Raw genomic sequence first — 18,752 nt, forward strand, 5'->3', positions numbered from 1 at the left:
TAAAGCTTTCGTCTAATGTACAGTTGTGCAATGTGGATTGCGCTCAATAAAAATGACACTCATAAAGTGATTTCTGGAGAAACATCATGTTAAAAAAAATAGCTTTAGCTGCCATTTTAGCAGTAGGTTCAACCGCAGCATTTGCCGATCGTGATGCAGGTTGTGGTATCGGTTCAGAAGTATGGGCGGGTCAATCTGGTAAGCTTCCAAAATTGCTTGCAGCAACAACAAACGGCATTTTCTTTAACCAATTGTTCGGTATTACTTTTGGTACGATTGGCTGTAGTGGTTCAGGTACGGTAACTGCGCAAGCGGTGACATTTACCAATGAAAACTCAGAAGCTTTGGCACGTGATATGGCCGTTGGTCAAGGCGAAAGCTTAAATGTATTGGCTGAATTACTGCATATTAAAGCAGAAGATAAAGCACATTTCTTCGCGGTATCTAAAGCGAATTTTGCAGAAATCTATGCCACAGAAAATTCAAACTCTTTGCAAGTTTTATCTTCACTGCAGTCAGTAATGGCTAAAGACGAAGTGCTCAAAGCATACGTGTAATGATGTAGTACGAAGCCCTGTCTATATGACGGGGTTTTTTATGCCTTTTTGATTCATTATTGCTTAGATTTTAGATTATGAAATTACTGTGTTGGTTGGTGGTGCTGTGTATTCCAAGCTTGGGGCTTGCCGCGACTGAGCTTGGTCAAGCAGATGTTGTAGATGCTCCCGCTTTGAAAAACGCTATTCAAAGTCCATCCAATCAATATGCAATAAGTACAGACCAGATTCAGCGTTATATACAGCAGGCGCATAGCCTTCAGTTGGTACAGCGCCAGACATGGCAAGCTTTAATGTATCGGAATGCACAAGGGCGAAGTGACGTTCAGTATGCGAAGTATTTTGTGAGTGAACAGGGCGCACAAGATTTACAGGCTGAGCTAGATGCCAATATTGAAGCTTTATTTAAAGTGGCTAGTGAGAATGCATCCGTTCGTTGCCAATTTCCTGCACGTAGCCAATGGCTGATTCAGTCCTTAGCAATTCCTGCAAATGATTTGCCAAAAGTTTATTGTCCTGATTTAGACGATTGGTACAGCAAAATTAAGCCGCATAAAGCAACTGTTATATATGCCACCGACTTTATGGGTAATCCTAGCTCGATGTTTGGTCATACTTTATTAAGGATAGATCCCGCTCATCAAAAACAACTGAACTTAGTTTCTTATGCAATCAATTATGCTGCCACTGTACAAACTGCAGAGAGCTGGTCTTATGCATGGAAAGGTTTAACAGGACAGTATCCTGGTGAATATTCACTGATGCCGTATTACCGTAAAGTTAAGGAATATGGCGATTTTGAAAGTCGTGATTTGTGGGAATATGAGCTGAATTTAACAGAACAGGAAACTCAATTTCTTGTGCTACATATTTGGGAAATGCAACATGTAACTTTTCCCTATTATTTTGTGAGTGATAATTGTGCCTATCGTATTTTAGGCTTATTGGATTTGGTGCGCCCTGAATTGCAGTTATCAAAAAACTTTAAGCACACGGCAATACCGATTGAAACCATTAAAATCTTAGAGAAAAAAAGTTTAGTGAGCCAAAAAACCTATCGGCCAGCGCTCGAAACTCAATTATTGGCACAGGCCAAACAGCATGGCGCACAACTAGCACGAACCGCACATCAAGTGGCTTGGTCTGAGCCGAATCAAATGGCTCAGGTACTATCGCCTTATACGCTGAGCGATCAAGCAAAAATTTTAGAAATGGGCTATGACGATTTGTATTTGGCCTTAACGTCTTCAAAAGAGCCTTCAGCGTTTGTACAGCCTCGCTTACGCCAACTTTTAATTTTACGTAGCCAAATTCAGCTCGATAAACAACGCGAAGAAGTTGCTACGCCCGTGCATGATCCATCACAAGGGCATTATGCTAAAAACATCAGTGTGGCAATGGGCGAGTCACAAGCTAAAGGCTTTGTGGAAATATCACATCGGCAGGCATATCACGATTTAATTGATCCACCATGGGGATACCGTTTAGGCACACAGCTCAAGTTTTTGGATGGCACTGTGCGCTATCAAGATGATCAATTCAAGCTCAAGCAATTGGAACTGCTCGCCGTTAATTCCTATAATCCGATTTCGCCCTTTAAAAAACCGCTTTCGTGGGGATTTAATCTTGGTTGGGAACAAGAAGCCTTAGACTCACAAGGCCATTTTAGTGATAAGACACAGCACGGTGTGGCGCGTCTAACGACTCAAGCAGGTTATAGCTGGGCAAATCCAGCCCATAACGTCCTCTGTTATGGACAAATGCAAAGCAATTTTCAGTTTTCATCTGCATTAGATCAGGGCTGGCGTATAGGTTTGGGGCCTACGGCGGGGTGTCAAATGATTTGGAACTCACAGCTGAATAGCGTGACTCAAGTAGAATTACCATATTGGTCTGACAGTCATCAATGGAATGTTCGGCTGAACCAACAAATTCAATATCTAATTCGCCCGCAACACAGCTTAAATTTGAGTTATGCATATCAGTGGCAAAACCAAATAGATTGGAACGAAGTTAAATTGGGTTATCGCTATTTCTTTAAATAGCCAAAATGCTATGGATAAGATGCTGAATCTAAGAGTTTAGAAATGGAACGTGATTAGCTAAATTATTTCGAAGAGATCTAGAAGATGATCAGGATTTAATATTGTCGGCTTTAAGTTTTAGTAAAGGTTATATAATAATTGTTAAGTATAAATTAAGAGTTTAATTGTTTTTGATAATGCAATAAAAATCAATGTATTTATAACCTATTTTTTGTGCAGTAACCGCTGTATTATGCGAACTTCTGTAAACCTTTGCATAATATATCATGCCCCAAAATGTTTCTATTCAACTTTCTGAGACTTGGAAAAGTATTTGTGAGAAATACTCTGCGTTAGATCACCATTTAACGTTGGAGTTAATTACAAAAAATCTCGATGCTTTTGTTGCTGCATTTTATAAGCAAATGCTAGTCGAACCCGAATCTGCTGAATATTTCTCAGATAATATTATTCAGAAACGCTTAATAGATACATTAAAAGCATGGTTGTTAGAAACCTTTAATGTGGCATTAAATGGTCAATATGAAAATGCTGTAATTAGACAACAAAAAGTCGGTAATGTGCATGCGCGTGTTGGTATTCCTTCATGGCTAATTATGCGTGGAGTACGTGAAATTGAACGCACAATGTTTGAATATATTGCTTCAGACAGCAGCACCAATTACATGAATGTGGTGAGTTATGTCGTGCAACTTCTGGGTTTTTCGACCGAGATTATGTGCCGTACTTATGAGGATAAAACTGCTAAAAATCACGAAGTAAAACATAGTTATCGACTTTTTTCTGCAATGCAGGATGTTGCAGTACATAAAGACCGTCAGCGTGGTTCTTTGCTCGACTGGGAAAATGACCTGATGTTTAAGATTTTTTCGGGGCAGGGGAAATTTTACCAGCAGTTATTTTCAAAATCTGAATTTGGTTTATGGTTTATTCATAAGGCTTCTTATGCCTTTGCAGGTTCAGAGCAAGTCGACTTAATTACCAGTAGAATTTATAAAATTGATGCGTTGACAGAAGAGTGCATGAAATTAGAGGGCCGTGAGGAATTAATGCTCATGGTGCAAAAAATTCGTAGTATCAATCGTGAAATTCAGCATTTAGTCGATCAGTTGTTCCAAGTGACGGAATATATTGAATCGGGTAATGATGTATTAACGCAATTACTCAATCGACGTTATTTAAATACTATTGTTGGGCGTGAAATTAGCTACGCGCGTAAGCACAGATCGTCACTATCGCTGTTGGCCTTAGATGCAGATTACTTTAAAACTGTGAATGACCGTTATGGGCATGCTGCAGGTGATTTAGCACTGAAGTTTATTGCTGAAACCTTACAAAAGTTTAGTAAGGGCAGTGATTATGCCTTTCGTACGGGGGGAGAAGAGTTCTTACTCTTACTGGTCGATAGTGACTTGAACCGTGCTAAAACACTCGCAGAAAGTATTCGAATGTGCATTGAAGATGCAACATTACAGACATCTGTTGGTGAAGATTTTAATTTTACAGTCAGTATTGGTTGTACACAGTACGATGGGCATCCAGACTATCAACGTTTTTTAGATGCAACAGATTTAGCCCTATATAGTGCGAAAAACCGTGGTCGTAACTGCGTTTACGTGACAGAAGTGCAGAAAATGGCTTAACAGTTCAGCAGTGCGCTTAGCAATCAAGCGCACTGTTTAACTCACTTAAATCAATTTAAGCTTCTACTACTACGTAATATTTTTTAACTTTTTCAACCACTTCAAAGGTTCCTTCAAAAGCTGGCGGAATAATGCCAGCCTCGCCAGCACCTACTTCTATAACAACGTCTGAATACTTATGATGCAGGCGGACACGGCCTTCAATGACTGTAAAAAATTCTTGTTTGTTTGGTGCAAATACAATATTCCATGCACCGACTTCGCACTGCCAAATACCACAATCCATATTAGGATGTGCATAGGCACTATAGGTATGGCGCTGTGGGTTGCCTTTAACCAAACGGTCAGGTCGTGGAAAATCAACGGCGCATGTACTATGGGTGAGTCCTTCACCTGCAAGCCAAATCTGTGACATGGTCCTTACCTCAAACGAATACTGAATAATAAAACTGGCTGATAAAAAAGCCCCAACAGAAGTTGAGGCTTGATATAAAACAAGAATTAGTAAGTTTCAGGCACTGCACTTAAGAATTCGCGACGTTCTTCTTTGTTGGTTTTAAAGTCACCTACAAAAGAGACGGTACGCGTTGTTGATTCTTGCTTGCCTACACCGCGCATCATCATACACATGTGTGCAGAGTCAATCACTACAGCAACACCACGGGCACCTGTTACTTCAGCAACAGCCTCAGCAATTTGCTGTGTAAGATTTTCTTGAATTTGTAAACGACGAGCAAACATTTCTGTAATGCGGGCGAATTTAGATAAGCCCAAAACATTGCCTTCTGGGAGATAAGCAATATGTACACGGCCATAAAATGGCAAAAGATGGTGTTCGCACAATGAATAGAATTCAATGTTTTTAACTAAAACCATTTCACGGTTATCTGAAGGAAAAACCGCATTGTTGGTTACTTCCTCTAATGTTTGGTTATAACCAGACGTTAGATAAGAAAAAGCTTTCGCAGCACGCATCGGCGTATCTTTAAGACCTGGGCGATTCAGATCTTCACCAACGGCAGTAAGAATGTTAGCGTAGGATTGCTGCATAGACATAGATGTGTTCACTTACACAGAGAGATTGAACAAGGAGCGCATTGTAGCAGAAAACCATTACAATGCCCGCATTTAAGGAGAAATCCGATTACTGTTTGAACTTTGGGTTCTTTTCTGCTCGTTTTAACAAGACTAGAACGGCACCCGTACCACCTTGCTTTTCAGGGGCACTGACAAATGCCAATACATCACGATGCTGACGAAGCCAGCTATTCACATGAGTTTTTAAAATGGCTTCAGGACCTTTACCATGTACAATTTTGAGTACATTTTCATTGTTGTCTTTGGCCATTTGAATAATTTGCAACACTGCAGAACGTGCTTCTTCGATGGTACAGCCGTGCAAATCTACTGCTTCAAACCAGCGTAAATTACCTGCTTTTAAATCTTCAAAGACACGATGTTGTAAGGTTGCAATGCGGTAACTTAAGCTGGCTTGGCTGGCAACCGGATTTAACATGGCTTGAGTATCAGAAAGCAATGTTTCATCAGTTTCTAATGGGCCAGTTGCTGAGGCACGTTTTGCCAAAATTTGTGCATCTGGTTTTTTCTTTAAACTAGGGGCTGTTTTCGCAATATTACTTGCCGCTATTTTTTGCACGCCTTGCATTTGCTTGCGGAAAAAATCCAAATCTTCCTGCTGTTCCTGTTCTGGTGTTTTTTCAATAGGTGCAATGGGTTCTGGCACAGGCGCGGGCTTACTGATTTGCTTTTTAAATGCATTCAGTAAGTTATATTGTTCTTTAGATAAAGAAGAATCGTGTTTGCTCATGAGAAAAAACAAGGGAGGAGATTAAGACAGAACTAAATTATAGTCTCAATTGTGAAAAATGAGAAATATATTACATTTGCTTTGTTCATTTAAAATTTTAGTCGGAATAAGAGTTTAGGATAAATTATGAGGAATTTTGGCAATTATGCGTTTTGATTCCTTAAACTTTTAATCCCCAATATTGAACTTCATTAAACACAGCAACATATCAGCAATTAATTGACGAAACTAAAGATTCAATAATCTTTGTGCTGTTTCACAACCATTCATATAGGCGCCGTGAACTGTTCCTGCGTATTTTAAACTACAGTGTTCACCTGTAAAAAACACTTTGCCATCAATATGATTCTCAAATATCTGCGTCAATTGCTCATTATGTTTAAGTGCGGGGAAACTAAATGAGCCATAGCTGTTCGGATCTGCTCCCCAGCGTGTTATAATCAATGTTTTAGGCTCATCAATAGTGGTTTTAAAGGTGTCTTGCAAACTTTGTGCAATGTTTTCCCAAACGGCTTGATCATTCGCGTGATCAATAAATTCTGAAGGCGTACCACCAAAGAGCATAAGATAAGTAGGTGTGTTGTAGATCTGAGTCAAATCGAGCAAATTAAATAATTTATCTTTGCTCCAATACAGTGTACTGGAATTCATTTCTGATAAAGAAGAATGAATTGGAAGCGCGGTCTCTAATTGAAAAAAGACTTTATTAAAAGACCCAAAGCCCATGTTGTTTATGGCATGACGATATGTATCGGCTAAGGGTGGGTGAAATTGAATTTTTTGATTTTTTAAAACGCCCAAGGGTATGGCCACAATAACTTTCGAAGCCTGAAAGGTTTGATGATGTTGATCTTCAATTTCGACAAAGTCAGTTTGAATTGATATTTTTTGAACGTCGACGTTGAGTTTAATATCAAGATATTGCGCAAGATGGTGGATAATTTGTGCATAGCCTTGCGGGAAAATAACTTCATCACCCTCAAAATAGCCTTCATAATTTTGGTATTGGCTAGATAAATGCTCAAGATCTGTGGCATAAGGATCATTGGCAATATATTGAAAATACTGAATTAATAAGTCTTTTAGATCTGATTCTGAAAATGCATTGTTAGTGTCGCCAAGCGAGTTGATGATGCTCTGAACTGCTACTAAAGCTGATTCGTGCTCGCTTTCGCGTAATGCAGATTGTATTTTTTCAATATAACTTTCAAAAACTTGAACTTCATTTTTAGTGAATAATTGGCCATCATCATGAAAATATTGTGGTTGATCATAATTGAATGTTTTAGTTTTAATTTGAAGTTGTTGGCATAGTGTCCAGATTGGATTGTATTGAATACCATGAATCCATGAAGCGCCTAAATCAAAAATATCATCATTGATTTGTTTAGATTCAATTCGCCCACCAATGCGATCTCTTGATTCTAAAATAACGACTTTTTTACCTGCAACTTGTAGCTGTTTCGCACAGTTAATCCCTGCAATACCCGCACCGATAATATAAATCGGCAGATCATGGCTTGTTGTATCAATCATATAAAATTTGAATCGAAAATTTAATTTATCAATTGATTCTATAAAAAAATGAAAAAGGAAAGATGTCTTAGAACATCACTACCATGTAATTTTACCTAAATTTACAATGACTAATTGTGCTTATGCAGAGCGTAATTTTTAAATAAATATAAAAAGCAAGATGATGGTTGGAGAAGATATTCGCTCAAATGAAATGGTTTAGGGGTGAATATATGCACCCCTAAACCAAAGGATTTATTGTGACTGTGGTACGCCAAACAATTCAGTAAAAGCATGGTCTGGGCGTGGTTGTTTCATAAAGCTTTCACCGACTAAGAATGCATGAATGTCATTTTCTTGCATCATTGCAACATCAGCAGGTGTCGCAATACCGCTTTCAGTCACCAGCAGGCGAGAAGGCTCAAGCAATTTTTTCAAACGCAGTGATGTATTTAAATCTACATCGAAGGTTTTCAAATTACGGTTATTCACGCCGAGCAGACAACGATCAGACAGGCGTAAAGCACGCTCAAGTTCTTCTTCATCATGCACTTCTACCAGCACATCTAACTGATGCTCAAACGCAGTTTTAGACATTTCTTCAAGTTGCTGATTAGACAAGCACGCCACGATCAGCAAAATGCAATCTGCATGTAAAGCACGGGCTTCAATCACGCCGTATGGATCAATCAAAAAGTCTTTGCGCAGGGCAGGCAAATCACAATGCGCACGGGCAATTTGAATGTTTTCGTCAGCACCTTGGAAAAAATCTATATCGGTTAAAACAGATAAACATGCAGCGCCAGCAACTTGATACTGTTGTGCAATTTCTGCTGGGTTAAAGTTTTCACGAATTATCCCTTTAGATGGAGATGCTTTCTTAATCTCAGCAATTACCCCAGGGCGCTTGCTGAGTAAAGACTGTGCAAAACCACGGACAGGTGAGGCAGCTTGAGCAAGCTCTTCGACATCGTTATAGCTTTTCTGCTTTAAACGGACAGCAAACTCTTCCTGTTTGCGGTCAACAATTTTACCTAAGATGGTATTTGCGATATCAACCATGATGTTTTTCCTTAATGCTTAGGCTTCGTATTGTTTGAGCGTTTTAGTGAATTCAGACAGCACATCCATTTTTTCAAGTGCTTGACCGCCATAAATAATGTCGTGTGCCAGTGCTACACCTAATTTATAAGTTGGTGTAAGGCCCGATACATAAATACCAGCGCCAGCGTTGAGTGCAATCATGTTGGCTGCTTTATCACCTTTGGCTGATTTTTTCTTGCCTAATGCATCTTTAATCAGTGCTAAGCTTTCCGCTGAACTTTCTACAGATAGACCTGTTAATGTTTGTGATTCAATATCAACATCTTCAGGTTGAATCTGCCATTCAGTGACTTCTCCATTTTTTAATTCAGCAACATAAGTGCTTGAAGCAAGGCTAATTTCATCTAGGCCATCTTTGGAATGCACCACCATTACGTGCTCAGCACCGAGTTGTTTTAACACTTCTGCCATTGGACGACAAAGCTCGGGTGAAAATACACCAATGACGAAGCGCTTTACGCCGGCCGGGTTCGTAAGCGGGCCGAGTAAATTAAATATGCTACGGAAGCCCAATTCTTTACGTGGGCCTGCTGCATATTTCATTGCTTTATGGTGGTTTGGTGCAAATAAGAAACCGATCCCCAATTCACGGATGCAACGTTCTGTCTGTTCCATGTTGAGATCTAGATTAATCCCTGCTTTTTCAAGTAAATCTGAAGAGCCAGAAGAAGAAGACACACCGCGACCGCCATGTTTGGCAATGGTTGCACCAGAAGCGGCAATCACAAATGAAGCAGCAGTAGATACGTTAAATAGGTTTTGGCCATCACCACCAGTACCCACAATATCGACTAAGTTAGCTAAGTCGCTGACATCAATTTTAATAGCCAGTTCACGCATCACACGCGCTGCTGCTGTAATTTCATCAATACTTTCACCCTTAAGGCGTAAGCCCATCATAAATGCGCCAATTTGTGCATCTGAAGCTTCGCCATTCATAATGGTGCGCATCACTGCTTCCATTTGTGGCTGAGTGAGTTCGATATTTTTCGTAATATTATTTAAAGCTTGTTGAATATTCATCTGGATATCACTTATGCGTAAATTTCTAAGAAGTTTTTGAAAATTTGGTGGCCATGTTCACTCAGGATAGATTCAGGGTGAAATTGCACGCCTTCTACAGGCAATGTCTTATGCTTCACACCCATAATTTCTTCCATAGAGCCATCGCTTTCATTGGTCCAGCAAGTAATTTCTAAACAATCCGGTAGCGTCGCTTGATCAATCACCAAGGAGTGATAACGCGTTGCTGAAAAAGGAGAGGGAAGATTGCTGAAGATTCCTTTGTCACTGTGATACATATCTGACAGGCGACCATGCATAACTTTTTTGGCGCGAATAATATCACCACCGAAAGCCTGCCCTATAGCTTGGTGACCTAAGCACACACCAAGCAATGGAATTTTGCCAGCAAAATGTTGAATAGCAGGAATAGAGATGCCTGCTTCACTAGGTGAACAAGGGCCTGGACCAATGACCAAATACTTCGGTTGCCATCGTTCAATATCTTCCAAAGTCACGGCATCATTACGGACTACTTTTACTTCCTGATTTAACTCGCCAAAATATTGCACGATGTTATAGGTAAAAGAGTCATAGTTGTCGATCATGAGAAGCATTTTAGATGTAACCTTTTGAAATTTATCTAAGTTATTCCTTTGCGTGACTGAGTGTCAAAAGTATTGAACAACTCAGTATATAAGCCTACTGAATAATAAACATTAAAAAGATAGGCCTCTGGCTAATATAGCATTTATTGGACGCATTTTTGGGTTTTTATCAAGCTTTTATCAGGCAACATCAACTGGCTACAAAATAGCTAAATGTAATTTATAGGGTTGATCTATCTGTTAATGGTTAGATACACGAAAAAGAGAGTTATCATTTGATGGATATTTATAATGATTAAATAAGCCTCATAAAATTTGCTTTTCGATTCAAAGAATCAATCATCGAAATTAAATATGAATAAATCAATGAAATAATTAAAAAAGTTTTAAAAAATAATGATTTACAATTTGAGTGTGAATAAATGTAGTAATAATGTCTATCAAATTGATTTCATAGGTAAAATTTAGCATTTTTTGTGTATTTTTTTTCACCATGTTGCTGTGGTATTTTAAGTGCGTAAGATCAATACAAAGATTAAGATAATGATAATAGATGAATTATCAAATAAAAAAATACTATTACTTCAGGGGCCTATAGGTTATTTTTTTCGTAATTTAGCTAGGGATTTAAAAGCTGTTAATGCAAGTGTTTACAAGATAAATTTTAATGGTGGGGATGAATTTTTCTTTAAAAATGGCTGGTCCTTTAATGGTGAAATGAGTGAATTTTCAACTTATATTCGGCAGTTAGTGGATCAGCATGACATCGACAGCATTATGTTATTTGGAGATTGTCGGCCTATACATCGTTTAGCACGCGAAGCGTTGTCAGAATTTGATTTGGAATGGTATGTATTTGAAGAAGGTTATTTAAGACCCAACCATATCACCTGTGAAAAAGGTGGAGTGAATGGTTTTTCGAACTTACCAAAGCGCTTTCAGCAATATCTGCAACATCATCAGGAAGATAATATTATCGCCGATGAGGTGGTGGAATTGGGGCGGACATTTTGGTATGCCGCCTTATGGGCTGCCATCTACTATCTTATGGCGAGCTTAAAGTCTAAGCAATATCGGCATTATCAGCACCATAGACCACTGACAATTCTTGAATTCTGGCCGTGGTTGAAAAGTGGTTTACGGAAATACCAATTTAAATGGAAAGAAAGAAATGTTGAAAAATATTTACTAAAATCCAAACAAAAAGAATACTTTTTAGTGCCTTTGCAGACCCATAATGACGCGCAAATTGAATTTCATTCAAATTACAGTGGGATTGAAGCATTTATTGAAGAGGTGATGTATTCGTTTGCCAATCACGCACCAAAAGATAGTCTTTTGGTGTTTAAGCAACATCCATTTGATCGAGGTTATCGTGAGTACACGCCGTATATAAACCAGTTGGCCCAACAATTAAATGTGAGTATACGGGTTTTATATATTCATGATCAGTACCTACCAGATTTACTTGAAAATGCACGTGGTGTGGTGGTGATTAACAGTACTGTAGGAATGTCTGCGGTAGAATCATTAGTTCCTGTTAAGGTTTGTGGACGTGCAGTTTACGACATTGAGCACATGACCATGCAATGCCATATAGATCAGTTTTGGCAGCAAGCTTTGGCATGGAAAGTGGATGAAACTATTGTGCAAAAATATCTGTATTTTTTGCAACACACGACTCAATTTAACGGTAGTTTTTATAAAAAAGTAAGTGGGTGTGAGAACCAAACTGGCGTTGTTTGGTCAAAAGTCCATGTAAAAATATACAAGAAAAATCGTTCAACGGATCCATTGCTGAACGCGAAATAATTAAATTACTAGGAAATAAAAAATGTTATTAAAACCCGTAATACTCTCTGGAGGTTCAGGCAGTCGTTTATGGCCTTTATCTAGAGAAAAAAATCCTAAACAATTGCTTAAGCTATTTAACGATAAGACTTTGTTGCAAAACACGATGGGCCGTATTTCGGGCTTAGAGCAATACTTTACGCAAATTTCTACACCGCTGATTGTAGGCAATGTAGATTATCGGTTTATTGTTGAAAATCAATTAAAAAGCATTCAGTCCATTGCACATTGTATTTTAGAACCTGTATCTAGAAATACCGCACCAGCACTAACAGTTGCCGCGTTCAAATCAATTGAAAATGGTTTAGACCCTGTCATGTTGGTCATGCCTGCCGATCATGCGATTTCAAACATCCATGCATTTGAGCAAGCGGTTCAAGTTGCAGCAAAAAAAGCAGATGAAGGTGCGGTTGTCTGTTTTGGTATTACGCCACATGCACCAGATATTGGCTTTGGTTATATTAAAACTCAAAAAAATGAACAAACAGGCATTCACCAACTTGAGAAATTTGTCGAGAAACCATCTTTAGAAATTGCCAAGCAGTATGTAGATTCAGGTGAATATTATTGGAACAGCGGTTTATTTGTGCTGAAAGCCAGTGTATGGCTATCGCTGATTAAACAAGCCAATCTTGAAATTTATACGGCCTGTGAAGAAGCATTTCAGCTATCAAGCAAAGTAGATGCATTTACAATTTTAGATAAACCAAGTTTTGAAAAATCACATGATGACTCAATCGACTATGCCGTGATGGAGAAATTGGGGCAGGGCGAGTTTTCACATGTGCCAAGTTATGTGGTTCCATTTGACGTGGATTGGTCTGATGTAGGTGGCTGGGCTGCAGTTTGGGAAATTAGCCAAAAGAATGAACAAGGTAATGTGCTTAAAGGGGTAGATCCAAACCTTGTACATGCATCGCAAAATAATCTGGTCTATTCCTCCAATAAGCGCGTTGTTTCACTTTTAGGTGCAGAGAATTTAATCGTTGTAGATACCGATGACGCACTCTTTATTGCCGATCGTAAAAATCTGAATGAAATGCGTGCATTGGTGAAGAAAATTAAAGATCACTACCCTGAGTTGATGGAAAATGGTCGTAAAGTTGATCGTCCTTGGGGAACGTATGACTCGATAGATAAAGAGCAGAACTTTCAAGTCAAACGAATTGTGGTGAATCCAGGTGAAAAGTTAAGTCTACAAATGCATTATCACCGTGCTGAACATTGGATTGTGGTGCGTGGTACAGGTCGAGTCACCTGTGGAGAAAATGTATTTTTATTGACTGAAAATGAGTCGACCTATATTCCAATGGGCGAGGTTCATCGTCTTGAAAATCCTGGAAAAGTTCCTTTAGAAATTATAGAAGTACAATCGGGGCATTATCTTGGTGAAGATGATATTGTACGTTTAGAAGACAATTACGGTCGCTGTGGTTAATCTAGAGCAATCAAACAAAATAAATTTGCGGCGAGAGGAACTTACCGCAAATTGTTATAAAAATTTAAATTTTTAAAAAATAGAGTAATGCTAGCGCATGTTGAAACAAAAACGTTTATCGTGGTCATTCGTACTGATTGTAATTATTCCGTCAGTATTTTCTATCGTATATTTTGGATTGATCGCATCAGACCGATACGTATCTACATCGAGCTTTGTGGTGAGAAGTCCACAAAAAACCTCGTCAGTAGGTGGTTTGTCCGCTTTTTTACAAAGTTCAGGTTTCGCACGATCCCAAGATGATAGTTACGTTGTAAATGACTATATGATGTCACGTGATGCAGTCGCTAAACTGCAAAAAGATCTCGATTTAAAGCAAGTTTATACACAAAATTATATTGATTTCCTGAGTAAATTTAATACCTTGGGTTTAGATGACTCAATGGAAAATTTATACAAGTATTATCAAAATCGTGTAAAAGTCACTTTAGAGTCAACTTCATCAATTTCAACTTTAGAAGTTCGCGCCTACTCAGCAAAAGAAGCCTATGAAATAAACAATAATCTGTTGAATATGGCTGAATCTTTGGTTAACAGTTTGAATGCCCGTGGGCGTCAGGATTTAATTCGTACATCTAACTTGGAGGTTGCTGTAGCACAACAACGAGTAGAAGATATTTCTGCAAAAGTAGTAAACTTTAGAACTAAAAATCAAATTTTTGATTTAGAAAAACAAGCAACTATCGATTTACAGTTAATTTCAAAATTACAGGATCAACTGATTTTAGTGCAAACTCAAATTGCACAGATTCAACTGGTTACACCAGAAAACCCACAAATCTCTGTATTAAAAGAGCGTGAGAAAAACTTAGACAGTCAAATTGCTAAAATTCGCGCGCAGATGCTTGGCAAGACGGATGCATCGTATAACAGTAAATCGACAGAATATGAGCGTCTAATGATTGAAAAAGAAGTTGCTGTGAAGCAACTTGCTGGAGCAATGGCAACCTTAGAACAGAATAAAAATGAAGCAGAACGTAAACAGCTTTATTTAGAGCGAATCGCGCAACCAAATATTTCAGATGCTGCAACTGAGCCTAAACGCTTTAAAAATATTGTAGCAACAGTTTTGATTTCACTTATTTTATGGGGAATCTTCACGCTTTTAGCGGCCGGTGTAAGAGAGCATCAGGGATAAAATGAAAAGTTCCTTTTCACAGAGCTTAAAAATTCAGCTAAGAGTCATTGGCGCATTATTACTGCGTGAAGTGCTAACCCGCTACGGACGGCATAATCTAGGGTTTTTATGGTTGTTCTTAGAACCCTTACTTTTTACCATAGGCATTATTATTCTATGGTCTTATGCCAAATTACATTCTGGCAGTATTTCTATTATTGCTTTTGCAATTACCGGATATTCCTATGTATTGATGTGGCGAAATATTGGTGGCCGATTAGCTGGTGCTGTAGAACCAAACCTTTCTTTAATGTATCACCGTAATGTGAGAATTATAGATGTGTATTGGTCACGAATATTACTTGAGATCGCAGGGATTACCATCTCATTTATCTTATTGATGACCAGCTTTATTGTGTTGGGGTTAATTGCACCTCCTGATAATATTTTTTTAATGTTATGTGCATGGTTACTCTTGGCTCTATTTACTGTGGGACTTGGTTTTTTAGTCGGAGTATTATCGGAAATATCTGAAGTATTTGATCGCATTTGGCACACATTTACTTATTTATTTTTACCATTTTCGGGTGCATTTTTCTTTGTAGATACCTTACCAACAAAATTACAAACTTATGCGCTTTATGTACCACCGATCCATGCGATTGAAATGTTACGCCACGGCTATTATGGGCATTTAATTCAAACACATGAAGAACCAGTTTATTTATTTATGGTGTCTATCACTATGTTATTGCTGGGGTTGTTAGGTGTCTCTTGGTTAAATAAAAAGGTAATTCCATCATGATTAAACTTGAGCATGTGACAAAGCAATATCATATTCAATCGGGTTGGCGAACGGTACTAGATGATATTAATTTTGAAATGAATGGCACGGATAAAATTGGTTTCTTGGGACGCAATGGTGCAGGAAAGTCAACTTTAATTCGACTCATTAGTGGTATAGAACAACCCACATCGGGCAAGGTCACAAGAGAAACCTCTGTTTCATGGCCATTAGCTTTTGGTGGGGCGTTTCAAGGCACGCTAACGGGTATGGATAATTTACGTTTCATTGCACGAATTTATGATGTAGATATTCAACATGTTCGTGATTATGTGCAAGATTTTGCTGAATTAGGCAATTATTTATATGAACCTGTAAAAAGCTACTCAGCAGGAATGCGTGCTCGCTTTGCTTTTGCATTGTCTATGGCCATTGAGTTTGATTGTTTTTTAATTGATGAAGTGATTGCAGTTGGTGATGCAAAATTTCAACGTAAATGTGAAGAAGAACTATTTGAAAAAAGAAAAGATCGCGGGATTATTTTAGTTTCACATGAAGTGCATAATATTCGCGAGCGCTGTGAATCTGTTTGTGTTTTAAATGATGGAAAACTGAAATTTTTTCAAAATGTTGATGAAGGATTTGAACATTATAACGCTTTGCTTTGAGGGGGAATAAAATGCCAAGCTTAACCAAAGAACAACATCAGATATTTGTTGAAAATTTATATCGTGTAATACTGGAACGAGAACCAGATCAACAAGGTTTGGCTAATCATGTTAACTTCTTAGACAATGTTGGCTTTGAGCAAGGTGTAAAGACATTGCTCAGTGCCTTTATACAGTCTGAGGAATATAAAAATAAATTAATAAAAAACTCTGATGATGAAATAAAACAAAAATTTCTAAATGATTTTGTTTGGACTCAAAATTTAACTCATAAAAAAGAAATTAATCATATTATTTCGATGGGTGACCATTGCTTAACAAGTTTTTTATTAAAAAAATATAAATTAAAAAAATACTCACTTCCATTTGATTGGATTTTTTCTAATCTTGATGCTGTTTTACATTCAATCGAAAATGACTTTAATATCTTTTTAGATAAACAATATTATTTAAAGGCAGATACTGAGGATGGGCGGGATGCAACTCATCATTTCTTTTATGAAAAGCAATTTGGTGTTTTGGATCCAATGTTCAATCACTTAGATATTACACAGGAAGAACATTATCAATATACGCTTAGAAGCGTACAGAGATTTAGGAAAGTATTAGCCTCAGAGGAAGCTAAACTATTTATTTACATTGCACGTCCAGAAGAAGAAATCGAAGATAAGTTGGCGTATACCGTGGAATTGTTATCCAAATATACTTGTAATTTTCAAATAATTTTTATCAAGTTAGGCAATGCTAGTCAGAAATTTAATGAATTTCAACTGACCAATAAAGTATTAAATGAACATAAATATTATTATTATCAACCTGTGAGTCAGGAAAATGGTGTTGATTTCGCAGATCCATTTGATGATGTTATTTTATTACGCATTTTGAATGAATTTAATTTTAAACTTAATAATATTTAATAGATTTTTATCGATAATTTTGAATCTAAAGTATTTTTATTAAAGTGTGAAAGCCCTATAACATTAGTCATATTATAGGGCTTCTTCTAGATAGTTTTTAGCTTGATTTTTGAAGTGTCATTGCATCCATTGGATGTGTATCTAAGTCAGAATCATCCAATTGAATTATCTCCAATGAACTTAAATAAAGGTCATTCTCTTCGTCAACTTCAACATAAACCTCTACCTCTTCCAGCTTTTTGCTTAATGTGAATTGAACTGAAGTAAGTAATTCAGGCGCGTCATAAATACTTCTTTGTGAATTAAGTTGAAGCTTTGGATATACAGCAAACTCTACAATTTCATCGTCAATTAAGCTAATAACCTTTATTGTAACAGATTGGTCTATATACGATTTACCCAAAATATTCAGAGTATATTGACCTTCGTCTAATGGGAAATATCCACCCCAAAGTAGAAGACCAGCAGTATTATTAGAACAAATCCGATCGCTTTTTCTAAGCCCAGCAGTGCTGTCAAAGCGACCTGTATACAGTGGGAAAATTCTTAGTTTTTCATCACGCTGCCATTCAATAGGATATTGATTATTTTCAATCACACTCATCAACTGCTGCGTAGATTGTTTCCAACTTTGGAATGCTGTTACTGTAACTTCGGTGGGCTTTTCATAGCTCAGTAAAACTTCTTGTAATTGCTCTGTAGTCTTAAAATATGTTGCTGTGCCGTGTGTAACTTCTTTAAATACAGGAATATCTCGCGCAATGACACCAATATTGTGTTGCATAGCTTCAATAATCGGTAAGCCAAAACCTTCACCAAGTGAAGCAGCAATCAGTGCAGTACTTTTGGAATACAAATAAGCTAAATCATCATCACTCACTTTTTGAGGCCAAAATAATCGTTTATCTTTGTATTGGCTAGCATTAGTGATTTCAACAACCAATTCGTTATTCCAGCCACGCGCACCGGCAATGACTAAAGAACCCTTATAGCCGTTATCCCAAAGTTCTGTCATGGCTTCAATTACTTCAAGATGACCTTTTCGAGGCTCTACACTGCCGACCATAAAGAAAACAGGATGTTCAAAGTCGATGTCTTTGAACTTTTTGATACTCGATGCTGAGTTTGCAGATGTATTACTAAAATTAGCACCCAAATGGAACCAACCCAATTTTAAGTCTGAATTTACGTTTGGAATTGCATTTAAGTAATAATTTGCATGTTGCATGACTGATTGAGAAACACAAATGAGGGCATTACTTTTAGCAATTTCATTGAGCCAATTGTAGTGGGCAATTGCAGAATCTGGGCTAAAGAAGTTATCGCCTAAATCCAATGGCAGTAAATCGTGAATGACGAAATGAGTTTTACACCCTTGGCGCCTTAAAAAATCAAATGCTTCTGGCTTTAATGAGACGGCATGATCGAGATCTACGCTCAGATACAAATCACCCGGTCGTATGTCATTTAAGTCGCTATCTTGATTGCGATGCTTTTGAATATTTACTAAGTTTGCATTTTTAACTTCTTCTAAATATCGCCCATGTTCAGAAATTTTAACTGGGATAATTTCATAGCGATGAGTGTAATGAACTGCTAATTGATTAAAAATTTC

Annotated in this window: 17 protein-coding genes; 9 read left to right on the top strand and 8 right to left on the bottom strand. The window is 37.7% G+C overall.

Features of this window, described 5'->3' with window-relative positions:
* Nucleotides 1-86 precede the first annotated feature (86 nt).
* The 3 genes from D9K81_RS06480 (at nt 87) to D9K81_RS06490 (ending at nt 4,245) form a co-directional block, all read left to right on the top strand.
* Entirely contained in the window at nt 87-557 is a 471-nt protein-coding gene (locus D9K81_RS06480) for a DUF3015 family protein (protein WP_120375306.1), read from the top strand.
* A 77-nt stretch (nt 558-634) separates the two neighbouring features.
* A complete protein-coding gene (locus D9K81_RS06485; protein ID WP_120375305.1) occupies nt 635-2,602 on the top strand; it encodes an Lnb N-terminal periplasmic domain-containing protein in 1,968 nt (655 codons plus the stop codon).
* A 266-nt stretch (nt 2,603-2,868) separates the two neighbouring features.
* Nucleotides 2,869-4,245: a diguanylate cyclase gene (locus D9K81_RS06490; protein WP_121523165.1), complete on the top strand. Its 1,377-nt coding sequence runs from the start codon at nt 2,869-2,871 to the stop codon at nt 4,243-4,245.
* Nucleotides 4,246-4,300: 55 nt separating this feature from the next.
* Here D9K81_RS06490 and D9K81_RS06495 read toward each other — a convergent pair whose 3' ends face one another.
* The 7 genes from D9K81_RS06495 to D9K81_RS06525 all read right to left on the bottom strand — a co-directional run bounded on the left by D9K81_RS06495 (nt 4,301) and on the right by D9K81_RS06525 (nt 10,311).
* On the bottom strand, nt 4,301-4,660 hold the full coding sequence (locus D9K81_RS06495) for a cupin domain-containing protein (RefSeq protein ID WP_120375303.1): 360 nt from the start codon (nt 4,658-4,660) through the stop codon (nt 4,301-4,303).
* Nucleotides 4,661-4,746: 86 nt separating this feature from the next.
* Entirely contained in the window at nt 4,747-5,295 is a 549-nt protein-coding gene (folE, locus tag D9K81_RS06500) for a GTP cyclohydrolase I FolE (protein WP_171406891.1), read from the bottom strand.
* A 94-nt stretch (nt 5,296-5,389) separates the two neighbouring features.
* Nucleotides 5,390-6,073: a Smr/MutS family protein gene (locus tag D9K81_RS06505; protein WP_120375301.1), complete on the bottom strand. Its 684-nt coding sequence runs from the start codon at nt 6,071-6,073 to the stop codon at nt 5,390-5,392.
* A 228-nt stretch (nt 6,074-6,301) separates the two neighbouring features.
* Entirely contained in the window at nt 6,302-7,609 is a 1,308-nt protein-coding gene (locus D9K81_RS06510; protein ID WP_120375300.1) for a flavin monoamine oxidase family protein, read from the bottom strand.
* 234 nt (nt 7,610-7,843) lie between these two features.
* Entirely contained in the window at nt 7,844-8,650 is an 807-nt protein-coding gene (gene trpC / locus D9K81_RS06515) for an indole-3-glycerol phosphate synthase TrpC (protein WP_120375299.1), read from the bottom strand.
* 18 nt (nt 8,651-8,668) lie between these two features.
* Nucleotides 8,669-9,715: an anthranilate phosphoribosyltransferase gene (trpD, locus tag D9K81_RS06520; protein WP_120375298.1), complete on the bottom strand. Its 1,047-nt coding sequence runs from the start codon at nt 9,713-9,715 to the stop codon at nt 8,669-8,671.
* Nucleotides 9,716-9,726: 11 nt separating this feature from the next.
* Nucleotides 9,727-10,311, bottom strand: coding sequence for an anthranilate synthase component II (locus D9K81_RS06525; RefSeq protein ID WP_120375297.1), 585 nt, complete (start codon nt 10,309-10,311; stop codon nt 9,727-9,729).
* 504 nt (nt 10,312-10,815) lie between these two features.
* Between D9K81_RS06525 and D9K81_RS06530 the strand changes: the two genes are divergently transcribed.
* From D9K81_RS06530 to D9K81_RS06555, 6 genes are all read left to right on the top strand, one after another.
* Complete coding sequence (locus tag D9K81_RS06530; RefSeq protein ID WP_120375296.1) at nt 10,816-12,114, top strand: capsule biosynthesis protein; 1,299 nt, start codon at nt 10,816-10,818, stop codon at nt 12,112-12,114.
* Between the two features lie 22 nt (nt 12,115-12,136).
* Entirely contained in the window at nt 12,137-13,591 is a 1,455-nt protein-coding gene (locus D9K81_RS06535; RefSeq protein ID WP_120375295.1) for a mannose-1-phosphate guanylyltransferase/mannose-6-phosphate isomerase, read from the top strand.
* Nucleotides 13,592-13,688: 97 nt separating this feature from the next.
* Complete coding sequence (locus tag D9K81_RS06540; protein ID WP_120375294.1) at nt 13,689-14,789, top strand: hypothetical protein; 1,101 nt, start codon at nt 13,689-13,691, stop codon at nt 14,787-14,789.
* Nucleotide 14,790: 1 nt separating this feature from the next.
* Complete coding sequence (locus tag D9K81_RS06545) at nt 14,791-15,573, top strand: ABC transporter permease (RefSeq protein WP_120375293.1); 783 nt, start codon at nt 14,791-14,793, stop codon at nt 15,571-15,573.
* Nucleotides 15,570-16,220, top strand: a complete 651-nt coding sequence (locus D9K81_RS06550; protein WP_120375292.1) for an ABC transporter ATP-binding protein — start codon at nt 15,570-15,572, stop codon at nt 16,218-16,220. Before D9K81_RS06545 ends, D9K81_RS06550 begins: the two co-directional genes overlap by 4 nt.
* An 11-nt stretch (nt 16,221-16,231) precedes the next feature.
* Nucleotides 16,232-17,137 carry a DUF1796 family putative cysteine peptidase gene (locus tag D9K81_RS06555; protein WP_120375291.1) on the top strand — a complete coding sequence of 302 codons (906 nt, stop codon included), beginning with the start codon at nt 16,232-16,234 and terminating at the stop codon, nt 17,135-17,137.
* Nucleotides 17,138-17,234: 97 nt separating this feature from the next.
* Here the strand turns inward: D9K81_RS06555 and D9K81_RS06560 are convergent.
* On the bottom strand, nt 17,235-18,752 hold a 1,518-nt coding region (locus tag D9K81_RS06560; protein ID WP_147433934.1), incomplete at its 5' end, for a glycosyltransferase family 4 protein.

Source organism: Acinetobacter chengduensis, assembly GCF_003664645.1.
Classification (GTDB): domain Bacteria; phylum Pseudomonadota; class Gammaproteobacteria; order Pseudomonadales; family Moraxellaceae; genus Acinetobacter; species Acinetobacter chengduensis.